The organism is Citrobacter sp. wls613, from assembly GCF_005281195.1.
Classification (GTDB): domain Bacteria; phylum Pseudomonadota; class Gammaproteobacteria; order Enterobacterales; family Enterobacteriaceae; genus Citrobacter; species Citrobacter gillenii.
This window is the reverse complement of record NZ_SZXN01000090.1, coordinates 95,704-116,559: the sequence shown is the minus strand read 5'-3', so window position 1 is coordinate 116,559 and position 20,856 is coordinate 95,704. Positions and strand designations below refer to the sequence as shown.

Genomic DNA, 20,856 nt, shown 5'->3' with positions numbered 1-20,856 from the left:
TTCATCAGAGCTGACAATGGAGGAACCTCGATGTCACATGATCCTTTCCAGGAACGCGAAGCAGAAAAATACGCGAATCCCATCCCGAGCCGGGAATTTATCCTCGAACATTTAACTAAACGTGAAAAACCGGCCAACCGCGATGAGCTGGCCGTTGAACTCAACATTGAAGGCGAAGAGCAGCTCGAAGCGCTTCGTCGCCGCCTGCGCGCGATGGAGCGTGATGGGCAACTGGTCTTCACCCGCCGGCAGTGTTACGCACTGCCGGAGCGTCTTGACCTGCTGAAAGGTACCGTTATTGGCCACCGTGATGGCTACGGCTTTCTGCGCGTCGAAGGACGTAAAGACGATCTGTATCTCTCCAGTGAGCAGATGAAAACCTGCATCCATGGCGATCAAGTACTGGCGCAACCGCTGGGCGCGGATCGTAAAGGCCGCCGCGAAGCGCGTATTGTGCGTGTACTGGTGCCGAAAACCAGTCAGATTGTCGGTCGTTACTTTACCGATGCGGGCGTAGGTTTTGTCGTCCCGGACGACAGCCGTCTCAGCTTTGATATCCTGATCCCACCAGAAGAGGTGATGGGCGCCCGCATGGGCTTCGTGGTGGTGGTTGAACTGACCCAGCGCCCGACTCGTCGCACTAAAGCGGTGGGTAAAATTGTTGAAGTGCTGGGTGACAACATGGGTACCAGCATGGCCGTTGATATGGCCCTGCGTACGCACGAAATCCCTTATATCTGGCCTGATGCAGTCGTTAAACAGGTCGCCGGGCTGAAAGAAGAAGTACCGGAAGAGGCCAAAATCGGTCGTGTTGACCTGCGTGATTTGCCGTTGGTGACAATTGATGGTGAGGATGCGCGTGACTTTGATGACGCAGTCTACTGTGAGAAGAAACGCGGCGGTGGCTGGCGTTTGTGGGTTGCTATCGCTGACGTCAGTTATTACGTGCGTCCGCCTACCCCGCTGGACCAGGAAGCGCGCAGCCGCGGGACTTCCGTCTACTTCCCGTCGCAGGTTGTACCGATGCTACCGGAAGTCCTTTCCAACGGGTTATGCTCGCTGAACCCGCAGGTAGACAGGCTGTGCATGGTTTGTGAGATGACCATCTCCACGAAAGGGCGTCTGACGGGCTACAAATTCTATGAAGCGGTGATGAGCTCCCATGCGCGTTTGACCTACACCAAGGTCTGGCACATGCTGCAGGGTGATGAGGAACTGCGTGAGCAATACGCACCGTTGGTGAAACACATTGAAGAGCTGCACAATCTCTACAAAGTGTTGGATAAAGCCCGTGAAGAGCGCGGCGGCATCTCGTTTGAGAGCGAAGAAGCGAAGTTTATCTTCAATGCCGAACGCCGTATTGAACGCATTGAGCAGACTCAGCGTAACGACGCACACAAGCTGATCGAAGAGTGCATGATCCTGGCGAACATCTCAGCGGCACGTTTTGTTGAGAAAGCCAAAGAGCCGGCATTGTTCCGTATCCACGACAAGCCGACGACTGAAGCGATTACCTCCTTCCGTTCCGTGCTGGCGGAGTTGGGACTGGAGCTGCCGGGCGGCAACAAACCCGAGCCGCGCGATTACGCCGAGTTGTTGGAGTCGATTGCCGATCGACCTGACGCAGAAATGCTGCAAACTATGCTGCTGCGCTCGATGAAGCAGGCGATTTACGATCCCGAAAACCGCGGTCACTTTGGTCTGGCGCTGCAGTCTTATGCCCACTTTACCTCGCCGATCCGTCGTTACCCGGACCTCTCTTTGCACCGTGCGATCAAGTATCTGCTGGCGCAGGAGCAGGGCCACAAAGGCAATACCACGGAAACCGGTGGCTACCACTATTCGATGGAAGAGATGCTGCAACTGGGTCAGCACTGTTCTATGGCAGAACGTCGTGCTGATGAAGCTACGCGCGATGTATCTGACTGGCTGAAGTGTGACTTCATGCTGGATCAGGTCGGTAATGTCTTTAAAGGCGTCATTGCCAGTGTGACCGGTTTTGGCTTCTTTGTTCGCCTAGATGAACTGTTTATTGACGGCCTGGTGCATGTCTCCTCGCTGGATAACGACTACTATCGCTTCGATCAGGTTGGGCAACGCCTGACCGGTGAATCAAGCGGTCAGATGTATCGCCTGGGCGATCGCGTCGAAGTGCGTGTGGAAGCCGTCAACATGGACGAGCGTAAAATCGACTTTAGCCTGATCTCCAGCGAACGTGCCCCGCGCAACGAGGGTAAAACTGCGCGTGAAAAAGCGAAGAAAGGCGATACGGGTAAAAGCACCGGCCGACGTCGTCAGGCGGGAAAAAAGGTGAATTTCGAACCGGATAGCGCATTCCGCGGCGAGAAAAAAGGCAAAGCCAAACCTCAGGCGGATAAAAAAACGGCTGAGAAAAAAGGCGATAAAAAAGCGAAAAAGCCCTCGACAAAAACGCTTAAAATCGCGGCCGCCACCAAAGCCAAACGCGCGGCGAAAAAGAACGTCGCGCAATAACAGCCATAAACCGTAAGCCGGGCGGCCACGCGTTGCCCGGCGTTACACTTAAACTATCTTAACGAGTATATTCATGAGTGAAATGATTTACGGCATCCATGCGGTGCAGGCCCTGCTTGAGCGTGCGCCTGAGCGCTTTCAGGAGGTCTTTATTCTCAAAGGGCGTGAAGACAAACGCCTGCTGCCGCTGATCCATGCCCTGGAAGCCCAGGGTGTTGTCATCCAGTTGGCGAATCGCCAGTTCCTGGATGAGAAAAGTGAGGGTGCAGTTCATCAGGGAATCATTGCCCGCGTGAAACCGGGTCGTCAGTATCAGGAGAACGATCTGCCGGATCTGATTGCCTCACTTGATCAACCGTTCTTTTTGATCCTCGATGGTGTCACCGATCCGCACAACCTTGGTGCTTGCTTGCGTAGCGCAGACGCTGCCGGTGTGCACGCGGTTATCGTACCGAAAGATCGTTCTGCGTTGCTGAATGCCACGGCGAAAAAAGTAGCCTGCGGTGCTGCTGAAAACGTACCGCTGATCCGCGTGACCAATCTGGCACGTACCATGCGTATGCTGCAGGAAGAGAATATCTGGATCGTCGGAACCGCCGGTGAAGCGGACCATACTCTGTTCCAGAGTAAAATGACCGGTCGTCTGGCATTGGTGATGGGCGCAGAAGGCGAAGGCATGCGTCGTCTGACCCGCGAACATTGTGATGAGCTGATCAGTATTCCGATGGCGGGGAGCGTTTCATCGCTTAACGTTTCTGTTGCGACGGGGATTTGCCTGTTTGAGGCCGTCCGCCAGCGTGGATAAACGTTAGTTTTCAGAAAAAGCCATCCAATTTCGGATGGCTTTTTTTTATCTAAAACTGATATTCTAATAAGAGAAGGAAAATATTTTTATATTTATTTAAGTATAACATACAGGATTTATATATGGCATGGACCCCGCAGGTGCTGACTAAAGCGCTCACTAATTTTCATGGTTTAAATATAGATATTATAAGTAATGAGCAGTCATTGATTATTAAAATGAATGATTATGGAGGCTTACTTCTCAGTATTCTATTTACCTCCCGCCAGATGATTATCGAAACTGTTATTTGCCCAGTGAATAATATTCAGCATCAGGACGCATTTAATCTTTTCTTATTACGCAATCAAAAGCTGCTTCCACTGTCGTCTGTAGGCATTTCTCGTGTGCGGCAGGATGAATACTACGTCGCATTTGGTGCGCTGTCGCTGAACTCCACATTAGAGGACGTGGTGCTTGAAATGACAACGCTCGTGGATAACGCGCTAGATCTGGCGGAAATCACTGAAGAATATACTCACGAATAACAAGGAACGCTGTTGATGGGAATCTTGAAAAGCCTGTTTACCCTCGGCAAATCTGTGCTTTCTCAGGCAGAAGAGTCAATCGAAGAAGCACAGGGCGTCAGAATGCTGGAGCAACACATTCGTGACGCAAGAAATGAACTGGAAAAAGCCGGGAAATCGCGAGTTGACCTGTTGGCACGCGTGAAACTGAGCAATGACAAACTGAAAGATCTGCGCGAACGTCAGTCCACTCTTGAAGCGCGGGCGCTGGAAGCGCTAAGTAAAAACGTCAATCCGTCGTTAATTAACGAAGTCGCTGAAGAGATCGCGCGTCTGGAGAACGTGATTGCGGCTGAACAGCAAGTGCTTACTAACTTAGAAATCTCACGTGATGGCGTTGAAAAGGCCGTTACCGCAACGGGCCAGCGGATTGCTCAGTTTGAACAGCAGCTTGAGGTGGTTAAGGCAACGGAAGCGATGCAGCGCGCTCAACAGGCCGTGACAACATCTACAGTCGGGGCTTCCTCCAGCGTATCGACGGCAGCAGAGGCACTTAAACGTCTGCAAACACGTCAGGCAGAGCGACAGGCCCGGCTGGATGCGGCAACACAGCTGGAGAAAGTGGCTGACGGACGTGATCTGGACGAGAAACTGGCTGAAGTCGGCATTGGCGCTGCCAACAAAAGTTCTGCCCAGGATGTGCTGGCGCGACTACAACGCCAGCAAGGCGAGTAATTATACGGCAAAGCCTGCCCGCAAAGATTGCTAGCTGGCAGGTTAGTAAGGGATAACGATGTCGACTTTTTTACAGCGTATATTTGGCACAGCAGAGGCCGCTACGCCCGTTCGTGGCCCATTGGGCCTACATTTGAGCGCAGGGTTTACGCTCGACACACTGGCGTTTCGCCTGTTAGAAGAGGATTTGTTGGTGGTGTTGCCCGGCGAGGAGTATACCGTTGCGGCAATCAGCCATATTAATTTGGGCGGTGGAAGCCAGATTTTCCGCTACTACACCTCGGGCGAGGAATTTCTGCAAATCAATACTACCGGCGGGTCAGATATGGATGATATCGACGATATCAAACTGTTTGTGTATGAAGAAAGCTATGGCTTAACTCAGAAAAAACACTGGCAGTCCGCCATTAGCCCGGCAGAGATCGGCATGCCAGCGCTTTTCTGGCAGGGTCAGCACTGGCAGCGTTTTTTTAATGACGAAGAACCGGGGAATATTGAGCCAGTCTACATGCTGGAAAAGGTCGAGAATCAGCAGCATGCAAAGTGGGAAGTGCATAACTTTACCATGGGCTACCAACGACAGGTAACAGCAGATACCTGGGAATATCTGCTGTTGAACGGCGAAGAGTCGTTCAATGAACAAGGCGAGCCAGAGTGGATATTCTCACGGGCGCTGGGTGTCGATATCCCATTAACATCTCTTAATATTATTGGTTAACGTCAGGGACGAAAACAATGCATATCCTGGAATCATTACTGGCCTTTTGTGCCTATTTTTTTATTGGTGCGGCCATGGTGATAATTTTTCTTATTATCTATTCAAAGATAACACCGCACAATGAATGGCAGTTGATTAAAAATAACAATACGGCAGCCTCTCTGGCATTTAGCGGCACGCTGCTGGGCTATGTTATTCCTTTATCCAGCGCAGCAATCAACGTGGTCAGTATTCCTGATTATTTTGCCTGGGGCGGTATTGCGTTGGTGATACAGCTTATTATCTACGGTGGTGTACGCTTATATATGCCAGCATTGAGTGAAAAAATTATTAACCACAACACCGCTGCGGGACTGTTTATGGGAACCGCTGCGCTGGCTGGCGGGATTTTTAATGCCGCCTGTATGACATGGTAATGGACGATCATGGCTAGAAAACGTAAATCCGGACAAAAGAAATTGGGAACAGGTCATTCGGCGATCGCCCGAATGAATCGCCCGGTGAATCCCTTTGAGAAAAAACGCAGTCGCTACAGTGGAAAGTATCTGACGCTGGCGATTATGGGCGGCGCAGCATTTTTTATCCTCAAGGGATGCGGGGATGATACAGGCTCGGACAACGACGGAGACGGCCGGTTTTACTCCACGGTGAGCGAATGTATTGATGACGGTAATACCGCTACCGTGTGTGCGGACGGCTGGAACAATGCCAAGACAGAGTTCTATGGCAAAGTGCCAACGCAATTAAGTAAGGCGAGTTGTCAGACCCAGTTTGGCGATTGCTACCTTGATAGCACCGATCAGAGCTGGGTGCCGGTGTTTACCGGTTTTTTGCTCAGTCGGGTGATTCGCAAAGATCGTGACGAGCAGTATGTTTACAGCAGTGGCGGCTCATCATACGTTTCCCGCCCCGTCTGGCGTACGACCTCAGGCGACTATGCCTGGCGTTCCGGTAGCGGAAAAAACGATACCGCCACGACGCATGCCTACACGACGAAGAAAGTCTCGACGGTTTCTCGCGGGGGTTACGGGCGTTCGTCCAGCGCGCGCGGGCACTGGGGAGGCTAACGATGTTACGACATGATATTCCTGTTCGCCAGGATCTGGACCAGATCGCCTACGATCATGGTTTTGATTTTCACATTATCGACAACGAAATCTACTGGGATGAAAGCCGGGCTTATCGCTTTACGCTACGGCAAATTGAAGAGCAGATCGAAAAGCCTACTGCTGAGTTGCATCAAATGTGTCTGGACGTCGTTGAGCGAGCAGTTAAGGACGAGCAGATTCTTCAGCAATTGGCCATTCCCCCACTGTACTGGGATGTTATTGCTGAGAGCTGGCGCAATCGCGATCCTTCGCTGTATGGGCGAATGGATTTTGTCTGGTGTGGCAACAATTCGCCGGTCAAGCTGCTGGAATACAACGCTGATACACCAACGTCGTTGTACGAGTCGGCGTATTTCCAGTGGCTATGGCTGGAAGATGCTCGCCACAGTGGGGCGATCCCGCGGGACACTGACCAGTACAACGCTATCCAGGAACGTCTGATCGCCCGTTTTAGTGAGCTTTACAGTCCGGAGCCGTTTTACTTCTGCTGCTGCGAAGATTCCGACGAAGATCGCACCACCGTGCTGTATTTGCAGGATTGTGCGCAGCAGGCAGGTCAAGCGTCGCGGTTTATTTATGTTGAGGATCTGGGGCTTGGCATCGGCGGTGTGCTGACGGATCTTGATGACAACGTCATTCGTCGCGCCTTTAAGCTCTATCCTCTGGAGTGGATGATGCGTGACGATAACGGTCCGCTGCTACGTCATCGCCGGGAACAGTGGGTCGAACCACTGTGGAAGAGCGTGCTCAGTAACAAAGGGTTGATGCCTCTGCTGTGGCGATACTTCCCCAACCATCCAAACCTCCTGCCAGCCTGGTTCGAAGGTGAAACGTCAAAAATTGCACCCGGCGAAAGCTATGTACGCAAACCGATATTTTCCCGTGAGGGGGGCAACGTCACCATTTTTAATGGTCAGCAGCAGATTGTTGAACATGCTGATGGCGACTACGCAGAAGAACCGATGATCTATCAGGCGTTTCAGCCGCTGCCGCGTTTTGGCGATAGCTACACGCTGATTGGTAGTTGGATCGTCGACGATGAAGCCTGCGGCATGGGGATCCGTGAAGACAATACGTTGATTACGAAAGATACTTCTCGGTTTATTCCTCATTACATTGCTGGCTAAACGTACTTTTGTGATCTCCCTCCTTCGCAGAGAGTGTGGTTCTGACCATACTTAAGGCGATGGCCATTGATGGAGGGAGACACAATGCACTGGCAAACGCATACCGTTTTTAACCAACCTGTACCACTCAATAACAGCAACTTATACCTATCGGATGGAGCACTGTGTGAAGCAGTCAACCGCGAAGGCGCTGCCTGGGATAGCGATCTCCTCGCCAGTATTGGTCAGCAATTAGGCACTGCAGAATCGCTTGAACTGGGTAGGTTGGCTAACGCGTATCCGCCTGAACTGCTGCGATACGATCCGCAGGGGCAGCGGTTGGATGATGTGCGCTTTCATCCCGCCTGGCATTTACTGATGCAGGGATTGTGCGCCAACCGCGTGCATAATCTTGCCTGGGAAGAGGATGCGCGGCAGGGAACGTTTGTTGCCCGAGCTGCACGTTTTATGCTGCATGCACAGGTGGAAGCGGGAACCTTATGCCCGGTGACCATGACCTTTGCCGCTACGCCGTTGTTACTCCAGATGTTACCTTCGCAATTTCATGACTGGCTGACGCCGCTGCGTAGCGATCGCTACGATTCTCATCTTCTGCCCGGCGGGCAAAAACGCGGCCTGCTGATTGGTATGGGGATGACGGAAAAGCAGGGTGGCTCGGATGTGCTGAGCAATACCACTCAGGCAGAACGGCTGGCGGATGGCGCGTATCGGCTGGTGGGGCATAAATGGTTCTTCTCGGTACCGCAAAGTGACGCCCATCTGGTGCTGGCGCAGGCCGGGGGCGGCTTATCCTGCTTTTTTGTGCCGCGATTTTTACCTGATGGCCAGCGTAACTCCATCCGTCTTGAGCGCCTGAAAGATAAGCTAGGCAATCGCTCTAATGCCAGCTGTGAGGTTGAGTTTCAGGACGCGATGGGCTGGCTGCTGGGAGAAGAAGGTGAAGGTATTCGCCATATTCTGAAAATGGGCGGCATGACGCGTTTTGACTGTGCGCTGGGGAGCCACAGTATGATGCGACGCGCTTTTTCTGTCGCCATTTATCATGCGCATCAACGCCAGGTATTTAGCAAGCCGTTGATTGAGCAACCGATGATGCGACAGGTATTAAGCCGCATGGCGCTTCAACTGGAAGGTCAAACCGCGCTACTGTTTCGCCTGGCGCGGGCCTGGGATCGTCGAACGGATGCGAAAGAAGCGTTGTGGGCCCGGTTGTTCACCCCGGCAGCCAAGTTTTCCATCTGCAAAGTCGGTATGCCATTTGTTGCAGAGGCCATGGAGGTGCTCGGCGGTGCAGGCTATTGCGAAGAGAGTGAGCTGCCGCGTTTATACCGTGAAATGCCGGTCAACAGCATCTGGGAAGGGTCTGGCAACATCATGTGCCTTGATGTGCTGCGGGTGTTGGCGAAACAACCTGGTATGGTCGACATGCTCAGCGAGGCCTTTGCCGAGGTCAAAGGGCAAGACAGGCATTACGATCGAATGGTGCGTAAGCTACAGCCGCATTTACACAAACCCAGTGAAGCGCTGGGACGGGAAATTACCCAGCAGCTGTTCCTGCTCGGCTGCGGGACGCAGATGTTGCGTTATGCGTCTCCGCCCGTGGCGCAGGCCTGGTGTCAGATGATGCTGGATACGCGCGGCGGGATGAAGTTGTCTGAACAGGTACAGAATGATTTGCTACTGCGGGCAACGGGGGGATTACGGTAATAATATGCCTGATGGCGACGCTGGCGCGTCTTATCCTGCCTACGTTCGTTGTAGGTAGGATAAGTTTACGCCATCCGGCAATCTGTTATGCATAAAGTATGGCCTGTACGCGCCAGTTATCGGGCTGCTGTTCTTCGTACATCTGAATAATCCGGTACCATGAGGCACCTTGCTCATCCGCTTTTAACGCCACAACACGCTCCACATCCTGCGGATTTCCCGCAATGTTACTGACAGATATCTGGCCAATTTCGTTGAGACCCGTTACGCAGTCAGCGCTGGCGAACTCGGCAGACTGTGCCGTGGTATCCACCATTCCAGCAGAAAGCAGCAGTGAGGATAAGGCTAGTGATTGTTTCATCGTCAGCTCCATTATTCGTACCCCTACACGTGGCAGGGCATTCCATCGCGAGAATAAACCTCCAGCTCCCTGCTGTTGGTTTATTGTGCACAGGAAAACGCATAGGGGCGCAAAGCAATGTAAAACTGACTAAATTTCAACCCAATGTTATTTACGATACAAAATGGCTTGTGAATACCATTGGCCTGTTACGATGGTCTCATCGACTAATAAGACAACGTAATAATCAGCTTTAGCCGCAGCGGCTTTGGCGCGGATCTCTGCCAGCGCATCATCTGGAGAACCTCTTACCAACGCGCTCACAACCCCCAATCGCTGTAACCCATTACTCTGGTCACGGCGGATTTCTTGTGGGTGATCGGCGACGGGCGGTGCCGGTTGTGGCGTGCCCTGCAGCACGCTACAGGCGCTTAACAACATCACCAGCGTCAAAGAGGCAAACCGACGCATAACTCTATCTCGTTTCCTGATAGCCATAGTGTAGTGCCTTATTAATTTCCCTTTAGGGGGAATGTTCCCGAATTGTTATCTCTCACGCGATTTTCGAATGAAAATGTTGCGAAAGCGTAACCCAGTTCTCAACATTATGAATCATTGCCGCACACATTCACTTGCGTTAAGTATTTCGCCATGGCATACCAGAAAAAAAGAGGCGACATATGATAGAAATTGAAACACGACAGTTGGCGGGGATCCCTGTCCTGCACGCATTTCCCACGAATAAACACGACCTTTCACTCCCCTGCGTTATCGTCTATCACGGGTTTACCTCTTCCAGTCTGGTCTACAGCTATTTTGCCGTTGCACTGGCACAGGCCGGGTTTCGGGTCATCATGCCCGATGCGCCCGATCATGGCACGCGCTTCCACGGTAATGCGCAGGAAAGAATGCACCGCTTCTGGCAGATATTGCAGCAAAACATGCAGGAATTTACGGCGTTACGTGCGGCGCTGGTGGCTGAAAATTGGCTGTTGGATGAACGTCTTGCCGTGGCAGGGGCATCTATGGGGGGCATGACAACGCTGGGCATTATGGCGCGCCATCCCGAGGTGAAATGTGCAGCCTGCCTGATGGGATCGGGCTATTTTACCCGACTTGCCCATACGCTTTTTCCGCCAGTATTGGTACAGACGACGGAGCAGCAGGCGGAATTTGATGCGATTGTCGCGCCACTGGCTGACTGGGAGGTAACGCATCAACTAGAGCGCCTTGCCGACAGACCGCTGCTGTTGTGGCATGGCCAGGATGATGACGTGGTGCCGGCAGTGGAAACCTTCCGCTTACAACAGGCGCTAATCCAGGCAGGTCTGGACAACTCGCTGACCTGCCTGTGGGAAGCAGGCGTACGGCATCGCATCACGCCAGAAGCGCTGGCGGCGACAGTCGCGTTTTTCCGCCAACACCTCTAAACGCGCAGAATAGTCACGCCCTGTGCTTCCAGCTGTTGCAGGATCTCAGGGTTCGCATTTTTGCCGGTAATCAGCATGTCGATTTGATCGGCGCGGCTGAACAGCATGCCCGCGCGCTCACCGACCTTGCTGCTATCAACCAGCACCACCAGTTTGCCGACCACGTTAAGCATCTTTTGTTCAGCCATCGCGGTGAGCATATCGGTTTTATACAGTCCGTCAGCGGTCAGTCCTTTACCGCTGGTAAACATCCAGTGTCCGGCATACAGGCTATTCTCGCTGCCTTGTGGGCTCAGCGTGATGGACTGACTTTTGTTGTACTGTCCCCCCATGATGATGACGCTTTCATGCTCCTGGTCGATCAGAAAATTCGCCAGCGGCAGGTAGTTGGTGATGATTTGCACCGGTTTGCCACACATTTCGCGGCCAAGCAGGAACGCCGTTGATCCACAGTTGATCACGACACTTTCACCTGCGTTCACTAACTGGGAAGCGGCTTTGGCAATCCGCACTTTTTCGTCGTGGTTTTGCGCCTGATGCAGATTCATTGGGGTCCAGCGCGGGCGCTGCTGGGTAATGGCTTCTGCACCGTTACGGACTTTCTTGAGCTTGCCGCTTTCGTCGAGTTTATTGATATCCCGGCGCGCTGTGGCGGGTGAGATTCCCAAACGTTCAATCACGTTCTCAACGGTAACAAAGCCCAATTGCGCCAGCATATCCAGCAATATTTGATGTCTTTGTGCTTCAGTCATGAGCTATTCCGATACAAATTGATTTGAAAAGATGATATTTGAAATAGCCTGAAAATACTAAGATAAATGGGTAAAAATGCCGGGAAGACCCGGCATTTTAACTGCAATCACAGGAAGGATTTAAACGGTAAATCCGGTTCAATGGTAAAGCAGTCTTCAAAGCCGCGCGGGTAGTGATACTCAAAATTATCTTTGTCCAGCGGCCAGGTGAACTTGCCGCCAACCTGCCAGATAAACGGTTTGAAGCCATACTTCAGCCGGTCTTTTTTCATCTCCCAAAGAACACGGATCTCCTGTGGATCGGCCTGGAAGTTTGACCAGATATCATGGTGGAAGGGGATAACCACCTGGGTGTTCAGCGCTTCTGCCATACGCAGCATATCGGAACTGGTCATTTTGTCGGTGATACCGCGCGGGTTCTCACCGTAGGAGCCAAGTGCGACGTCGATGTGATGCTCGTTGCCGTGCTTTGCATAATAGTTGGAGTAGTGAGAATCACCGCTGTGATATAGCGTACCGCCCGGCGTTTTGAACAGGTAGTTAACCGCACGTGCATCCATGCCGTCAGGCAGGATACCTGCCGCTTTTTGATCCGCAGGCAAGGTGATCAATGCCGTACGATCAAACGCGTCGAGCGCATGAATTTCAATATCTTTTACTTTAACGACGTCGCCTGGCTTCACCACGATGCAGCGTTCTTTTGGCACGCCCCAACCCACCCACAGATCCACACAGGTTTGTGGTCCGATAAACGGCACATCGTCGGCACAGTTCTGCATGACGGCGGCAGCAACGTTCACGTCGATATGATCGTTATGATCGTGTGTGGCGAGAACGGCATCGATCTGGCGAATAGCGAAAGGATCGAGAACAAACGGCGTGGTGCGCAGGTTTGGCTGGAGTTTCTTCACGCCTGCCATACGCTGCATCTGATGGCCTGTTTTCATCAGTGGATTACCGTGGCTCTGCTTGCCTGTTCCGCACCAAAAATCAACGCAGACGTTAGTCCCGCCTTCCGATTTCAGCCAAATTCCGGTACAGCCCAGCCACCACATCGCAAAGGTGCCTGGTGCAACCTGTTCTTGTTCGATCTCTTCGTTTAGCCAGCTGCCCCACTCCGGGAATGTGCTCAGGATCCATGATTCACGCGTGATACTTTTTACTTTACTCATCGCATTTACCTTCAGGTTTGTTCAAGTTGAATCAAATTGTGACTTATTTTGATTAATCCTGACACCATTTTATCAAAATGGCAATGCGTGTTTTTTCAACAAAAAGAGACGCTCTCGATAAATATTGCAATAAGATAAAGTGCCCTCTCATTAATTAATAATCATATTTAATTGTTTTTATTGATTTTATTTTCGTTTGATTGAATGTGGGAAAAACCATTTCATTCGTAAGTGAATAATTTGCGTACTGCATCACATTTAATCAAATTCAATCTTGATGTGATTACTTTTGAAAACTAAAGTGAGGGCACAATATCCTGGGCATCTGTAATGAATGTTCAGCAACTTCGTCTACTGGAGATCGTTATGGAGATCCTCTACAACATCTTTACCGTGTTCTTTAATCAGGTCATGACCAACGCCCCGCTGCTGTTGGGTATTGTGACCTGCCTCGGTTACATCCTGCTGCGTAAAAGTGTCAGCGTTATCATCAAGGGCACTATCAAAACGATCATCGGCTTTATGCTGCTGCAGGCCGGGTCCGGCATTCTCACCAGCACGTTCAAACCGGTAGTGGCGAAGATGTCTGAGGTTTATGGCATCAACGGGGCGATTTCCGATACCTACGCCTCAATGATGGCAACCATCGAACGCATGGGCGACGCTTATAGCTGGGTGGGCTATGCGGTGCTGTTAGCGCTGGCGCTGAATATCTGTTACGTGTTGCTACGACGGGTTACCGGGATTCGCACCATCATGCTGACCGGGCACATCATGTTCCAGCAGGCGGGATTGATTGCGGTCTCGTTTTATATCTTCGGCTATTCCATGTGGACCACCATTATCTGCACTGCGGTGCTGGTGTCGCTTTACTGGGGCATCACTTCAAACATGATGTACAAGCCGACGCAGGAAGTGACTGATGGCTGCGGCTTCTCTATCGGGCACCAGCAGCAGTTTGCGTCGTGGATTGCTTATAAAATCGCACCGTATCTGGGCAAAAAGGAGGAAAGCGTTGAAGACCTCAAGCTGCCAGGCTGGCTGAATATCTTCCACGACAACATCGTCTCGACAGCGATTGTGATGACCATTTTCTTCGGTGCGATCCTGCTCTCTTTCGGTATCGATGTGGTGCAGGCGATGGCGGGGAAAACCCACTGGACGGTCTATATCCTGCAAACCGGCTTCTCGTTTGCGGTGGCCATTTTCATTATTACTCAGGGCGTGCGCATGTTTGTCGCCGAACTCTCTGAAGCCTTTAACGGTATCTCCCAGCGTCTAATCCCAGGGGCGGTACTGGCCATCGACTGTGCGGCTATTTATAGCTTCGCGCCGAATGCCGTGGTCTGGGGCTTTATGTGGGGCACTATCGGTCAGCTGATCGCCGTCGGCATCCTTGTCGGCGTAGGTTCCTCCATTCTGATCATTCCGGGCTTTATCCCGATGTTCTTCTCTAACGCCACTATCGGCGTGTTTGCTAATCACTTTGGCGGCTGGCGTGCTGCGCTCAAGATTTGCTTGGTGATGGGAATGATTGAAATCTTCGGCTGCGTTTGGGCGGTGAAACTCACCGGTATGAGCGCCTGGATGGGCATGGCGGACTGGTCAATTCTGGCACCGCCGATGATGCAGGGCTTCGCCTCCATAGGGCTGATTTTTATGGCCGTCATTATTGTGATTGCACTGGCTTATATGTTTTTCGCAGGACGCTCATTGCGCGCTGAGGAAGACGCAGAAAAACAACTGGCAGAACAGTCTGCTTAATAAGGAGTTCCGATTATGACCGTACGTATTCTGGCTGTATGTGGTAATGGGCAAGGTAGCTCCATGATTATGAAAATGAAAGTGGACCAGTTTTTAACCCAGTCAAATATCGACCACACGGTGAACAGCTGCGCGGTGGGTGAATACAAAAGTGAACTGAGCGGCGCGGATATCATCATCGCCTCCACCCACATCGCCGGTGAGATTACCGTTACCGGCAATAAATACGTGGTGGGTGTACGTAACATGCTGTCGCCCGCTGACTTTGGTCCAAAGCTGCTGGAAGTGATCAACGCGCATTTCCCACAAGATGTGAAGTAAGGACGCCATATGAAATTACGAGATTCATTGGCGGACAATAACGCGATCCTATTACAGGCCGAGGCCAGCACCTGGCAGGAGGCGGTCAAGCTGGGCGTTGATCTGCTGGTTAAGGCTGATGTGGTTGAGCCGCGCTACTACCAGGCCATTCTGGATGGCGTTGCCCAACATGGTCCCTATTTTGTGATAGCGCCGGGTCTGGCGATGCCGCACGGGCGCCCAGAAGAAGGTGTGAAGAAAACCGGTTTTGCGCTGGTGACCCTGAAAACGCCGCTGGTCTTCAACCATGAAGATAACGACCCTGTCGATATCCTGATAACGATGGCGGCGGTTGACGCCAATACCCATCAAGAAGTGGGCATCATGCAGATCGTTAACCTGTTTGACGATGAAGCTAACTTCGACCGTTTACGTGCCTGCCGCACCGCGCAGGAAGTGCTGGATTTAATTGATAACGCCACCGCGGCGGCTGTTTAAAAGGAACACCAAAATGTCATTACCTATGTTGCAGGTTGCGCTGGATAACCAATCCATGTCTTCCGCGTATGAAACGACACGCCTGATTGCCGATGAAGTAGACATTATTGAAGTGGGTACCATTCTTTGCGTTGCCGAAGGCGTGCGTGCGGTTCGCGACCTGAAAGCGCTGTATCCGCATAAAATCGTGCTGGCAGACGCCAAAATCGCCGACGCGGGAAAAATTCTCTCCCGCATGTGTTTTGAAGCCAACGCGGATTGGGTGACAGTTATCTGCTGTGCAGATATCAATACCACCAAAGGTGCGCTGGACGTGGCGAAAGAGTTCAATGGCGACGTGCAGATTGAACTGACCGGCTACTGGACCTGGGAGCAAGCGCAGGAGTGGCGTGAAGCGGGCATTCAACAGGTGGTGTATCACCGCAGTCGCGATGCACAGGCAGCAGGTGTGGCGTGGGGGGACGCGGATATCAGCGCGATCAAACGTCTGTCTGATATGGGCTTTAAGGTCACGGTGACCGGTGGCCTGGCGCTGGAAGATCTGCCGCTGTTCAAAGGCATTCCGATTCACGTCTTTATCGCGGGTCGCAGCATTCGCGATGCCGCTTCCCCGGTTGAAGCCGCGCGTCAGTTTAAACGCTCTATTGCCCAGCTGTGGGGCTAAGGAGCAATTATGCTGTCGAAACAAATTCCGCTCGGCATCTACGAGAAAGCACTCCCCGCCGGAGAGTGCTGGATGGAGCGGCTACAGCTTGCGAAAACGCTGGGTTTTGACTTCGTTGAGATGTCAGTAGATGAAACCGACGCTCGCCTGGCGCGTCTCGACTGGAGCCGTGAGCAGCGTCTGACGTTGGTTAACGCCGTTGCCGAAACCGGCGTGCGGGTACCGTCGATGTGCCTGAGCGCCCATCGTCGCTTCCCGCTCGGCAGTGAAGATGACGTGGTACGTGCGCAGGGGCTGGAGATCATGCGTAAAGCGATCCAGTTCGCCCAGGACGTCGGCATTCGAGTCATCCAACTGGCGGGCTATGACGTTTACTATCAAGAAGCCAACAACGAGACGCGTCGGCGTTTTCGCGACGGGCTGAAAGAGAGCGTCGAGATGGCGAGCCGCGCACAGGTGACGCTGGCGATGGAGATCATGGATTACCCGCTGATGAACTCGATCAGCAAGGCGCTAGGCTACGCGCACTACCTGAATAACCCGTGGTTCCAGCTCTACCCAGACATCGGCAACCTGTCGGCGTGGGATAACGACGTACAGATGGAGCTACAGGCCGGAATCGGACACATCGTCGCCGTACACGTGAAAGACACTAAACCCGGCGTATTCAAGAACGTACCGTTTGGCGAGGGCGTTGTCGATTTCGAGCGTTGTTTTGAGACGCTCAAGCAGAGTGGCTATTGCGGACCCTATCTGATTGAGATGTGGAGTGAAACCACTGACGACCCGGCGGCGGAAGTGGCGAAAGCGCGTGACTGGGTGAAGGCCCGAATGGCAAGCGCAGGTCTGGTGGAGGCGGCGTAATGCAAAAACTCAAACAGCAGGTGTTCGAAGCCAATATGGATCTACCGCGCTATGGCCTCGTGACCTTTACCTGGGGCAACGTCAGCGCTATCGACCGTGAACGCGGGCAGGTGGTAATCAAGCCCAGCGGTGTCGCCTATACGCATATGACAGTAGACGATATGGTGGTGGTGGATATGTCAGGGAACGTGGTGGAGGGTGGCTATCGCCCTTCCTCTGATACCGCGACTCATCTGGCGCTGTATCAGCGTTATCCATCGCTTGGCGGCGTAGTGCATACCCACTCTACCCACGCCACAGCATGGGCGCAGGCGGGGCAGGCGATCCCGGCGCTGGGAACCACCCATGCGGATTACTTTTTTGGCGATATTCCCTGCACCAGGGCATTAACGGAAGAAGAAGTGCAGGGCGAATATGAGCTGAACACAGGAAAGGTGATCATAGAAACGCTAGCCGACGTTGAGCCGTTACATACGCCGGGCATTGTGGTCTATCAGCACGGCCCGTTTGCCTGGGGTAAAGATGCCGAGGATGCGGTGCATAATGCGGTGGTGATGGAGGAGGTGGCAAAGATGGCGTGGATTGCGCGCGGCATTAACCCCGGGCTTAACCCCATCGACGATTACCTGATGAATAAACACTTCATGCGTAAGCACGGTCCGAACGCCTATTACGGGCAGAAGTAAGAAAAATGCCCCGGAGCTAAATCTTTAAGGGGATGTTATCGGTCTGGCTTCGGCGGCGTTTTACTGCAAAAAAAAGCCCCCAATCAAGGGGGCAAGTCAAACTGTGGCAATGTTCTCGTTGGTTATTTCTGGGTAGCTAGCGATAAATATCCGCGCTGGCGTGCATATTTCCGTTACTTCCGGGTTCCCTGGTGAGGATCACGTGGTAGTAGGTGGCGCCTTGCGCATCTGTTTCTTCATTCAGGGCCTGATTTGCTTCACTTTCAGTGGCGAAGTTATGGTTTATGTAAATCACGCCTAAGCTCTGCACATCATCCATATTCCTGGCCTGACGGTGGGTAATTTCAATGGCTGCCATTGCATTTGCACTGAGCAATAGCACGGCCAAAAGGGTCAACACACGGGTTCGCATAGGTACCTCCTCGACCGCGGTCTCTGGTTAGCGCTCTCCTGTGAGTGGATAACTTCTGATTTAATTTTAACCACAACCGACAGAGTCGATAGCGACCATTTCTGATGCAGTTGTTCAAAAAATTACCGCATAGCCGTCTTTTCTTTAATTAACAATCAACTGATACCTTCCGCTACGGTTAAAAAATTCCTGTTTCCCCGGCATAAGCTCTTACCAAATGGTCAATTTAACCGGAAGGGTACGCCGTTTATAGTGAGCTGAAAAAGAATATAACTTCATGATTATAAGGCAAAAGCTTATGGATACTTCATTCATGGATTTCAGCTACTTCGTGATTATGTTTATGGTTGCGCTGGTGGCGGGTTTTATTAATGTGGTTTCAGGGGGCGGTGGGTTTCTTTCAATTGGCGCATTGTTGATCTCCGGTTTACCGCCGGCCAATGCGCTGGCGACCAATAAAATTCAGGCTCTGGGTAGTTCACTCACCTCTGGGATTTACTTTTTTCGCCGGGGGCATATCAACGTGCAGGAACACAAGTATGTGTTCTTATCTGCCTTTATCGGTTCCGCGCTGGGTACCACACTGATTCAGTTCATTGAGCCGGACCTGCTAAAAAAGCTGCTGCCGGTGCTGATAATTACCGTCGCCATCTACTTTATTTTTGCCCCTAACCTGAGCGAACCAAAAAGAAAGCAGCAGGTATCGCTGTTTCTCTTTTCACTTATCGGCGGTGGGTGCGTAGGTTTTTATGACGGTTTTCTCGGCGCAGGGGCCGGTTCCTTGTATACGCTCTGCTATATCACGTTATGGGGATACAGCATCGATAAGGCGCAAATTCACTCCAACTTTATTAACCTGGCGTCGAACATCGCCTCGATTCTGTTCTTCATTTTCGGCGGTAAAATGATCTGGTCGCTGGGACTGGTGATGTTCGTTGGGCAATCTCTCGGTGCGCGTCTTGGAGCCTCGGTGGTACTGACGCGTGGGAAGAAAGTCATCCGACCGATGATTGTGATTGTCTCGATTTGCATCAGTGTCAAAATGCTGGTGGATATGTATTAATGACGGTTTGATAAATATTCATACAATCACCTTGAGTTTACCTGCTACCGCCAGTATTATGACGCGTCATTTTTCAGCCGACCTTTAACACGTTCCTTGCCTCCATGGGCCTCGGCTGACCCAGACAGGAGGCTGAATAATCCGTAAGGAGCAATTCGATGCGTCATTACGAAATCGTTTTTATGGTCCATCCTGACCAGAGCGAACAGGTTCCGGGTATGATCGAACGCTACACTGGTGCAATCACTGCAGCAGAAGGCACGATCCACCGTCTGGAAGACTGGGGCCGCCGTCAGCTGGCTTACCCGATCAACAAACTGCACAAAGCTCACTACGTTCTGCTGAACGTTGAAGCGCCGCAGGAAGTTATCGATGAGCTGGAAACAAACTTCCGCTTCAACGATGCCGTTATCCGTAGCATGGTAATGCGTACTAAGCACGCTGTTACCGAAGCATCTCCGATGGTTAAAGCGAAAGACGAGCGTCGTGAACGTCGCGATGATTTCGCTAACGAAACCGCAGATGATGCTGAAGCTGGGGATTCTGAAGAGTAATTTCTGATGACCAACCGTTTGGTGTTATCTGGCACAGTGTGCAGGACGCCGCTTCGCAAGGTCAGCCCATCAGGAATTCCTCATTGCCAGTTCGTGCTTGAGCATCGTTCTGTGCAGGAGGAAGCCGGTTTCCACCGGCAGGCGTGGTGCCAAATGCCCGTTATTATTAGCGGACACGAAAACCAGGCCATTACTCACAGTATAACGGTCGGTAGCGCAGTAACTGTTCAGGGGTTCATTTCTTGCCACAAGGCAAAGAACGGCCTGAGCAAAATGGTTCTGCATGCCGAGCAGATTGAATTGATAGATTCTGGAGACTAGCCATATGGCACGTTATTTCCGTCGTCGCAAGTTCTGCCGTTTCACCGCGGAAGGCGTTGTTGAGATTGATTACAAAGACATCGCAACGTTGAAAAACTACATTACCGAAAGCGGTAAAATTGTCCCGAGCCGTATCACCGGTACTCGTGCAAAATACCAGCGTCAGCTGGCTCGCTGCATCAAGCGCGCTCGCTACCTGTCCCTGCTGCCGTATACCGATCGTCATCAGTAATCGGCCGCTGTCTATTAACGACTTTAAGAGGATAAGGTAATGCAAGTTATTCTGCTTGATAAAGTAGCAAACCTGGGTAGCCTGGGTGATCAGGTTAACGTTAAAGCGGGCTACGCTCGTAACTTCCTGGTACCACAGGGTAAAGCTGTTCCTGCTACCAAGAAAAACGTTGAATTCTTCGAAGCACGTCGCGCTGAACTGGAAGCCAAACTGGCTGACGTTCTGTCTGCTGCTGAAGCTCGCGCTGAGAAAATCAATGCACTGGAAACCGTAACCATCGCGTCTAAAGCAGGCGACGAAGGTAAACTGTTCGGTTCCATCGGTACTCGCGACATCGCTGACGCTGTAACTGCAGCTGGCGTTGAAGTAGCTAAGAGCGAAGTTCGTCTGCCGAACGGCGTTCTGCGTACCACTGGCGAGCACGAAGTGAGCTTCCAGGTTCACAGCGAAGTGTTTGCTAAGCTGACTGTAAACGTAGTTGCAGAATAAGTTTTTATTCTAAAAACCGCGTAAAAGCGCCGGCCTTGTGCCGGCGTTTTGCTTTTCTGCCCTCCTGTTTTTCGCTCTGGCTATTCTTTATCCTTTTCGCGATAATCATAAAAAT

Annotated in this window: 26 protein-coding genes and 1 pseudogene; 22 read left to right on the top strand and 5 right to left on the bottom strand. The window is 51.9% G+C overall.

Translation table 11 applies throughout. From position 1 onward, the window contains the following. Positions 1–30: 30 nt before the first annotated feature. The 9 genes from rnr to FDX01_RS22640 all read left to right on the top strand — a co-directional run bounded on the left by rnr (position 31) and on the right by FDX01_RS22640 (position 9,200). Positions 31–2,493: a ribonuclease R gene (gene rnr / locus FDX01_RS22680; RefSeq protein WP_096758581.1), complete on the top strand. Its 2,463-nt coding sequence runs from the start codon at positions 31–33 to the stop codon at positions 2,491–2,493. A 73-nt stretch (positions 2,494–2,566) separates the two neighbouring features. Beyond that, positions 2,567–3,298, top strand: a complete 732-nt coding sequence (gene rlmB / locus FDX01_RS22675) for a 23S rRNA (guanosine(2251)-2'-O)-methyltransferase RlmB (RefSeq protein ID WP_096758580.1) — start codon at positions 2,567–2,569, stop codon at positions 3,296–3,298. 122 nt (positions 3,299–3,420) lie between these two features. Continuing rightward, entirely contained in the window at positions 3,421–3,825 is a 405-nt protein-coding gene (locus tag FDX01_RS22670) for a DUF2170 family protein (protein WP_137400498.1), read from the top strand. Between the two features lie 15 nt (positions 3,826–3,840). Beyond that, positions 3,841–4,539: a PspA/IM30 family protein gene (locus FDX01_RS22665; RefSeq protein ID WP_137400497.1), complete on the top strand. Its 699-nt coding sequence runs from the start codon at positions 3,841–3,843 to the stop codon at positions 4,537–4,539. A gap of 58 nt (positions 4,540–4,597) precedes the next feature. After that, the gene (locus tag FDX01_RS22660) at positions 4,598–5,257 is read left to right on the top strand and encodes a YjfK family protein (RefSeq protein WP_096758577.1); all 660 of its coding nucleotides are present in this window, start codon (positions 4,598–4,600) and stop codon (positions 5,255–5,257) included. Between the two features lie 17 nt (positions 5,258–5,274). Beyond that, complete coding sequence (locus tag FDX01_RS22655) at positions 5,275–5,673, top strand: DUF350 domain-containing protein (protein ID WP_137400496.1); 399 nt, start codon at positions 5,275–5,277, stop codon at positions 5,671–5,673. Positions 5,674–5,682: 9 nt separating this feature from the next. Then, positions 5,683–6,324: a DUF1190 domain-containing protein gene (locus FDX01_RS22650; RefSeq protein WP_117342427.1), complete on the top strand. Its 642-nt coding sequence runs from the start codon at positions 5,683–5,685 to the stop codon at positions 6,322–6,324. Between the two features lie 2 nt (positions 6,325–6,326). Beyond that, complete coding sequence (locus FDX01_RS22645; protein WP_137400495.1) at positions 6,327–7,493, top strand: glutathionylspermidine synthase family protein; 1,167 nt, start codon at positions 6,327–6,329, stop codon at positions 7,491–7,493. Between the two features lie 84 nt (positions 7,494–7,577). Beyond that, the gene (locus tag FDX01_RS22640) at positions 7,578–9,200 is read left to right on the top strand and encodes an isovaleryl-CoA dehydrogenase (RefSeq protein WP_137400494.1); all 1,623 of its coding nucleotides are present in this window, start codon (positions 7,578–7,580) and stop codon (positions 9,198–9,200) included. Between the two features lie 85 nt (positions 9,201–9,285). Here the strand turns inward: FDX01_RS22640 and yjfN are convergent, their stop codons facing one another. Together yjfN and bsmA are read right to left on the bottom strand one after the other, a co-directional pair. Next, entirely contained in the window at positions 9,286–9,561 is a 276-nt protein-coding gene (yjfN, locus tag FDX01_RS22635; RefSeq protein WP_135912687.1) for a DUF1471 family protease activator YjfN, read from the bottom strand. A gap of 147 nt (positions 9,562–9,708) precedes the next feature. Next, entirely contained in the window at positions 9,709–10,038 is a 330-nt protein-coding gene (gene bsmA / locus FDX01_RS22630; protein ID WP_137400493.1) for a biofilm peroxide resistance protein BsmA, read from the bottom strand. 182 nt (positions 10,039–10,220) lie between these two features. Between bsmA and yjfP the strand changes: the two genes are divergently transcribed. Next, positions 10,221–10,970 (top strand): esterase, encoded by a 750-nt coding sequence (gene yjfP / locus FDX01_RS22625; protein ID WP_115259609.1) that lies wholly within the window; start codon positions 10,221–10,223, stop codon positions 10,968–10,970. Here the strand turns inward: yjfP and ulaR are convergent. Beyond that, positions 10,967–11,722 carry an HTH-type transcriptional regulator UlaR gene (gene ulaR / locus FDX01_RS22620; protein WP_096758569.1) on the bottom strand — a complete coding sequence of 252 codons (756 nt, stop codon included), beginning with the start codon at positions 11,720–11,722 and terminating at the stop codon, positions 10,967–10,969. The two genes, yjfP and ulaR, sit on opposite strands and share 4 nt — an antisense overlap. A gap of 107 nt (positions 11,723–11,829) precedes the next feature. Then, positions 11,830–12,894, bottom strand: a complete 1,065-nt coding sequence (gene ulaG, locus FDX01_RS22615; protein WP_096758568.1) for an L-ascorbate 6-phosphate lactonase — start codon at positions 12,892–12,894, stop codon at positions 11,830–11,832. A gap of 366 nt (positions 12,895–13,260) precedes the next feature. Here ulaG and ulaA point away from each other — a divergent pair, with 366 nt between their 5' ends. From ulaA to FDX01_RS22585, 6 genes are read left to right on the top strand one after another with little or no spacing between them, the layout of a single operon-like run. Beyond that, a complete protein-coding gene (gene ulaA, locus FDX01_RS22610; RefSeq protein ID WP_137400517.1) occupies positions 13,261–14,658 on the top strand; it encodes a PTS ascorbate transporter subunit IIC in 1,398 nt (465 codons plus the stop codon). 15 nt (positions 14,659–14,673) lie between these two features. Then, positions 14,674–14,979, top strand: a complete 306-nt coding sequence (ulaB, locus tag FDX01_RS22605) for a PTS ascorbate transporter subunit IIB (RefSeq protein WP_096758566.1) — start codon at positions 14,674–14,676, stop codon at positions 14,977–14,979. A gap of 9 nt (positions 14,980–14,988) precedes the next feature. After that, entirely contained in the window at positions 14,989–15,456 is a 468-nt protein-coding gene (ulaC, locus tag FDX01_RS22600; RefSeq protein ID WP_096758565.1) for a PTS ascorbate transporter subunit IIA, read from the top strand. A 13-nt stretch (positions 15,457–15,469) separates the two neighbouring features. Further along, positions 15,470–16,120, top strand: coding sequence for a 3-keto-L-gulonate-6-phosphate decarboxylase UlaD (gene ulaD / locus FDX01_RS22595; RefSeq protein WP_096758564.1), 651 nt, complete (start codon positions 15,470–15,472; stop codon positions 16,118–16,120). A 9-nt stretch (positions 16,121–16,129) separates the two neighbouring features. Continuing rightward, entirely contained in the window at positions 16,130–16,984 is an 855-nt protein-coding gene (ulaE, locus tag FDX01_RS22590) for an L-ribulose-5-phosphate 3-epimerase UlaE (RefSeq protein ID WP_117342423.1), read from the top strand. Next, complete coding sequence (locus tag FDX01_RS22585) at positions 16,984–17,670, top strand: L-ribulose-5-phosphate 4-epimerase (protein WP_135912685.1); 687 nt, start codon at positions 16,984–16,986, stop codon at positions 17,668–17,670. Before ulaE ends, FDX01_RS22585 begins: the two co-directional genes overlap by 1 nt. Positions 17,671–17,806: 136 nt before the next feature. Here FDX01_RS22585 and yjfY read toward each other — a convergent pair whose 3' ends face one another. Beyond that, positions 17,807–18,082, bottom strand: a complete 276-nt coding sequence (gene yjfY, locus FDX01_RS22580) for a DUF1471 family protein YjfY (protein WP_096758561.1) — start codon at positions 18,080–18,082, stop codon at positions 17,807–17,809. 298 nt (positions 18,083–18,380) lie between these two features. Between yjfY and FDX01_RS22575 the strand changes: the two genes are divergently transcribed. The 6 genes and pseudogenes from FDX01_RS22575 to rplI all read left to right on the top strand — a co-directional run bounded on the left by FDX01_RS22575 (position 18,381) and on the right by rplI (position 20,741). Then, the gene (locus FDX01_RS22575) at positions 18,381–19,145 is read left to right on the top strand and encodes a TSUP family transporter (RefSeq protein ID WP_137400492.1); all 765 of its coding nucleotides are present in this window, start codon (positions 18,381–18,383) and stop codon (positions 19,143–19,145) included. A 4-nt stretch (positions 19,146–19,149) separates the two neighbouring features. Then, a pseudogene (locus FDX01_RS24075) lies at positions 19,150–19,233 on the top strand (hypothetical protein); the annotation flags it as partial. 70 nt (positions 19,234–19,303) lie between these two features. After that, the gene (gene rpsF, locus FDX01_RS22570; RefSeq protein WP_096758559.1) at positions 19,304–19,699 is read left to right on the top strand and encodes a 30S ribosomal protein S6; all 396 of its coding nucleotides are present in this window, start codon (positions 19,304–19,306) and stop codon (positions 19,697–19,699) included. Between the two features lie 6 nt (positions 19,700–19,705). Next, a complete protein-coding gene (priB, locus tag FDX01_RS22565) occupies positions 19,706–20,020 on the top strand; it encodes a primosomal replication protein N (protein ID WP_096758558.1) in 315 nt (104 codons plus the stop codon). Between the two features lie 4 nt (positions 20,021–20,024). Beyond that, positions 20,025–20,252 carry a 30S ribosomal protein S18 gene (gene rpsR, locus FDX01_RS22560; protein WP_002210155.1) on the top strand — a complete coding sequence of 76 codons (228 nt, stop codon included), beginning with the start codon at positions 20,025–20,027 and terminating at the stop codon, positions 20,250–20,252. 39 nt (positions 20,253–20,291) lie between these two features. After that, the gene (rplI, locus tag FDX01_RS22555; RefSeq protein WP_003025676.1) at positions 20,292–20,741 is read left to right on the top strand and encodes a 50S ribosomal protein L9; all 450 of its coding nucleotides are present in this window, start codon (positions 20,292–20,294) and stop codon (positions 20,739–20,741) included. The last annotated feature ends 115 nt before the right edge of the window (positions 20,742–20,856 follow it).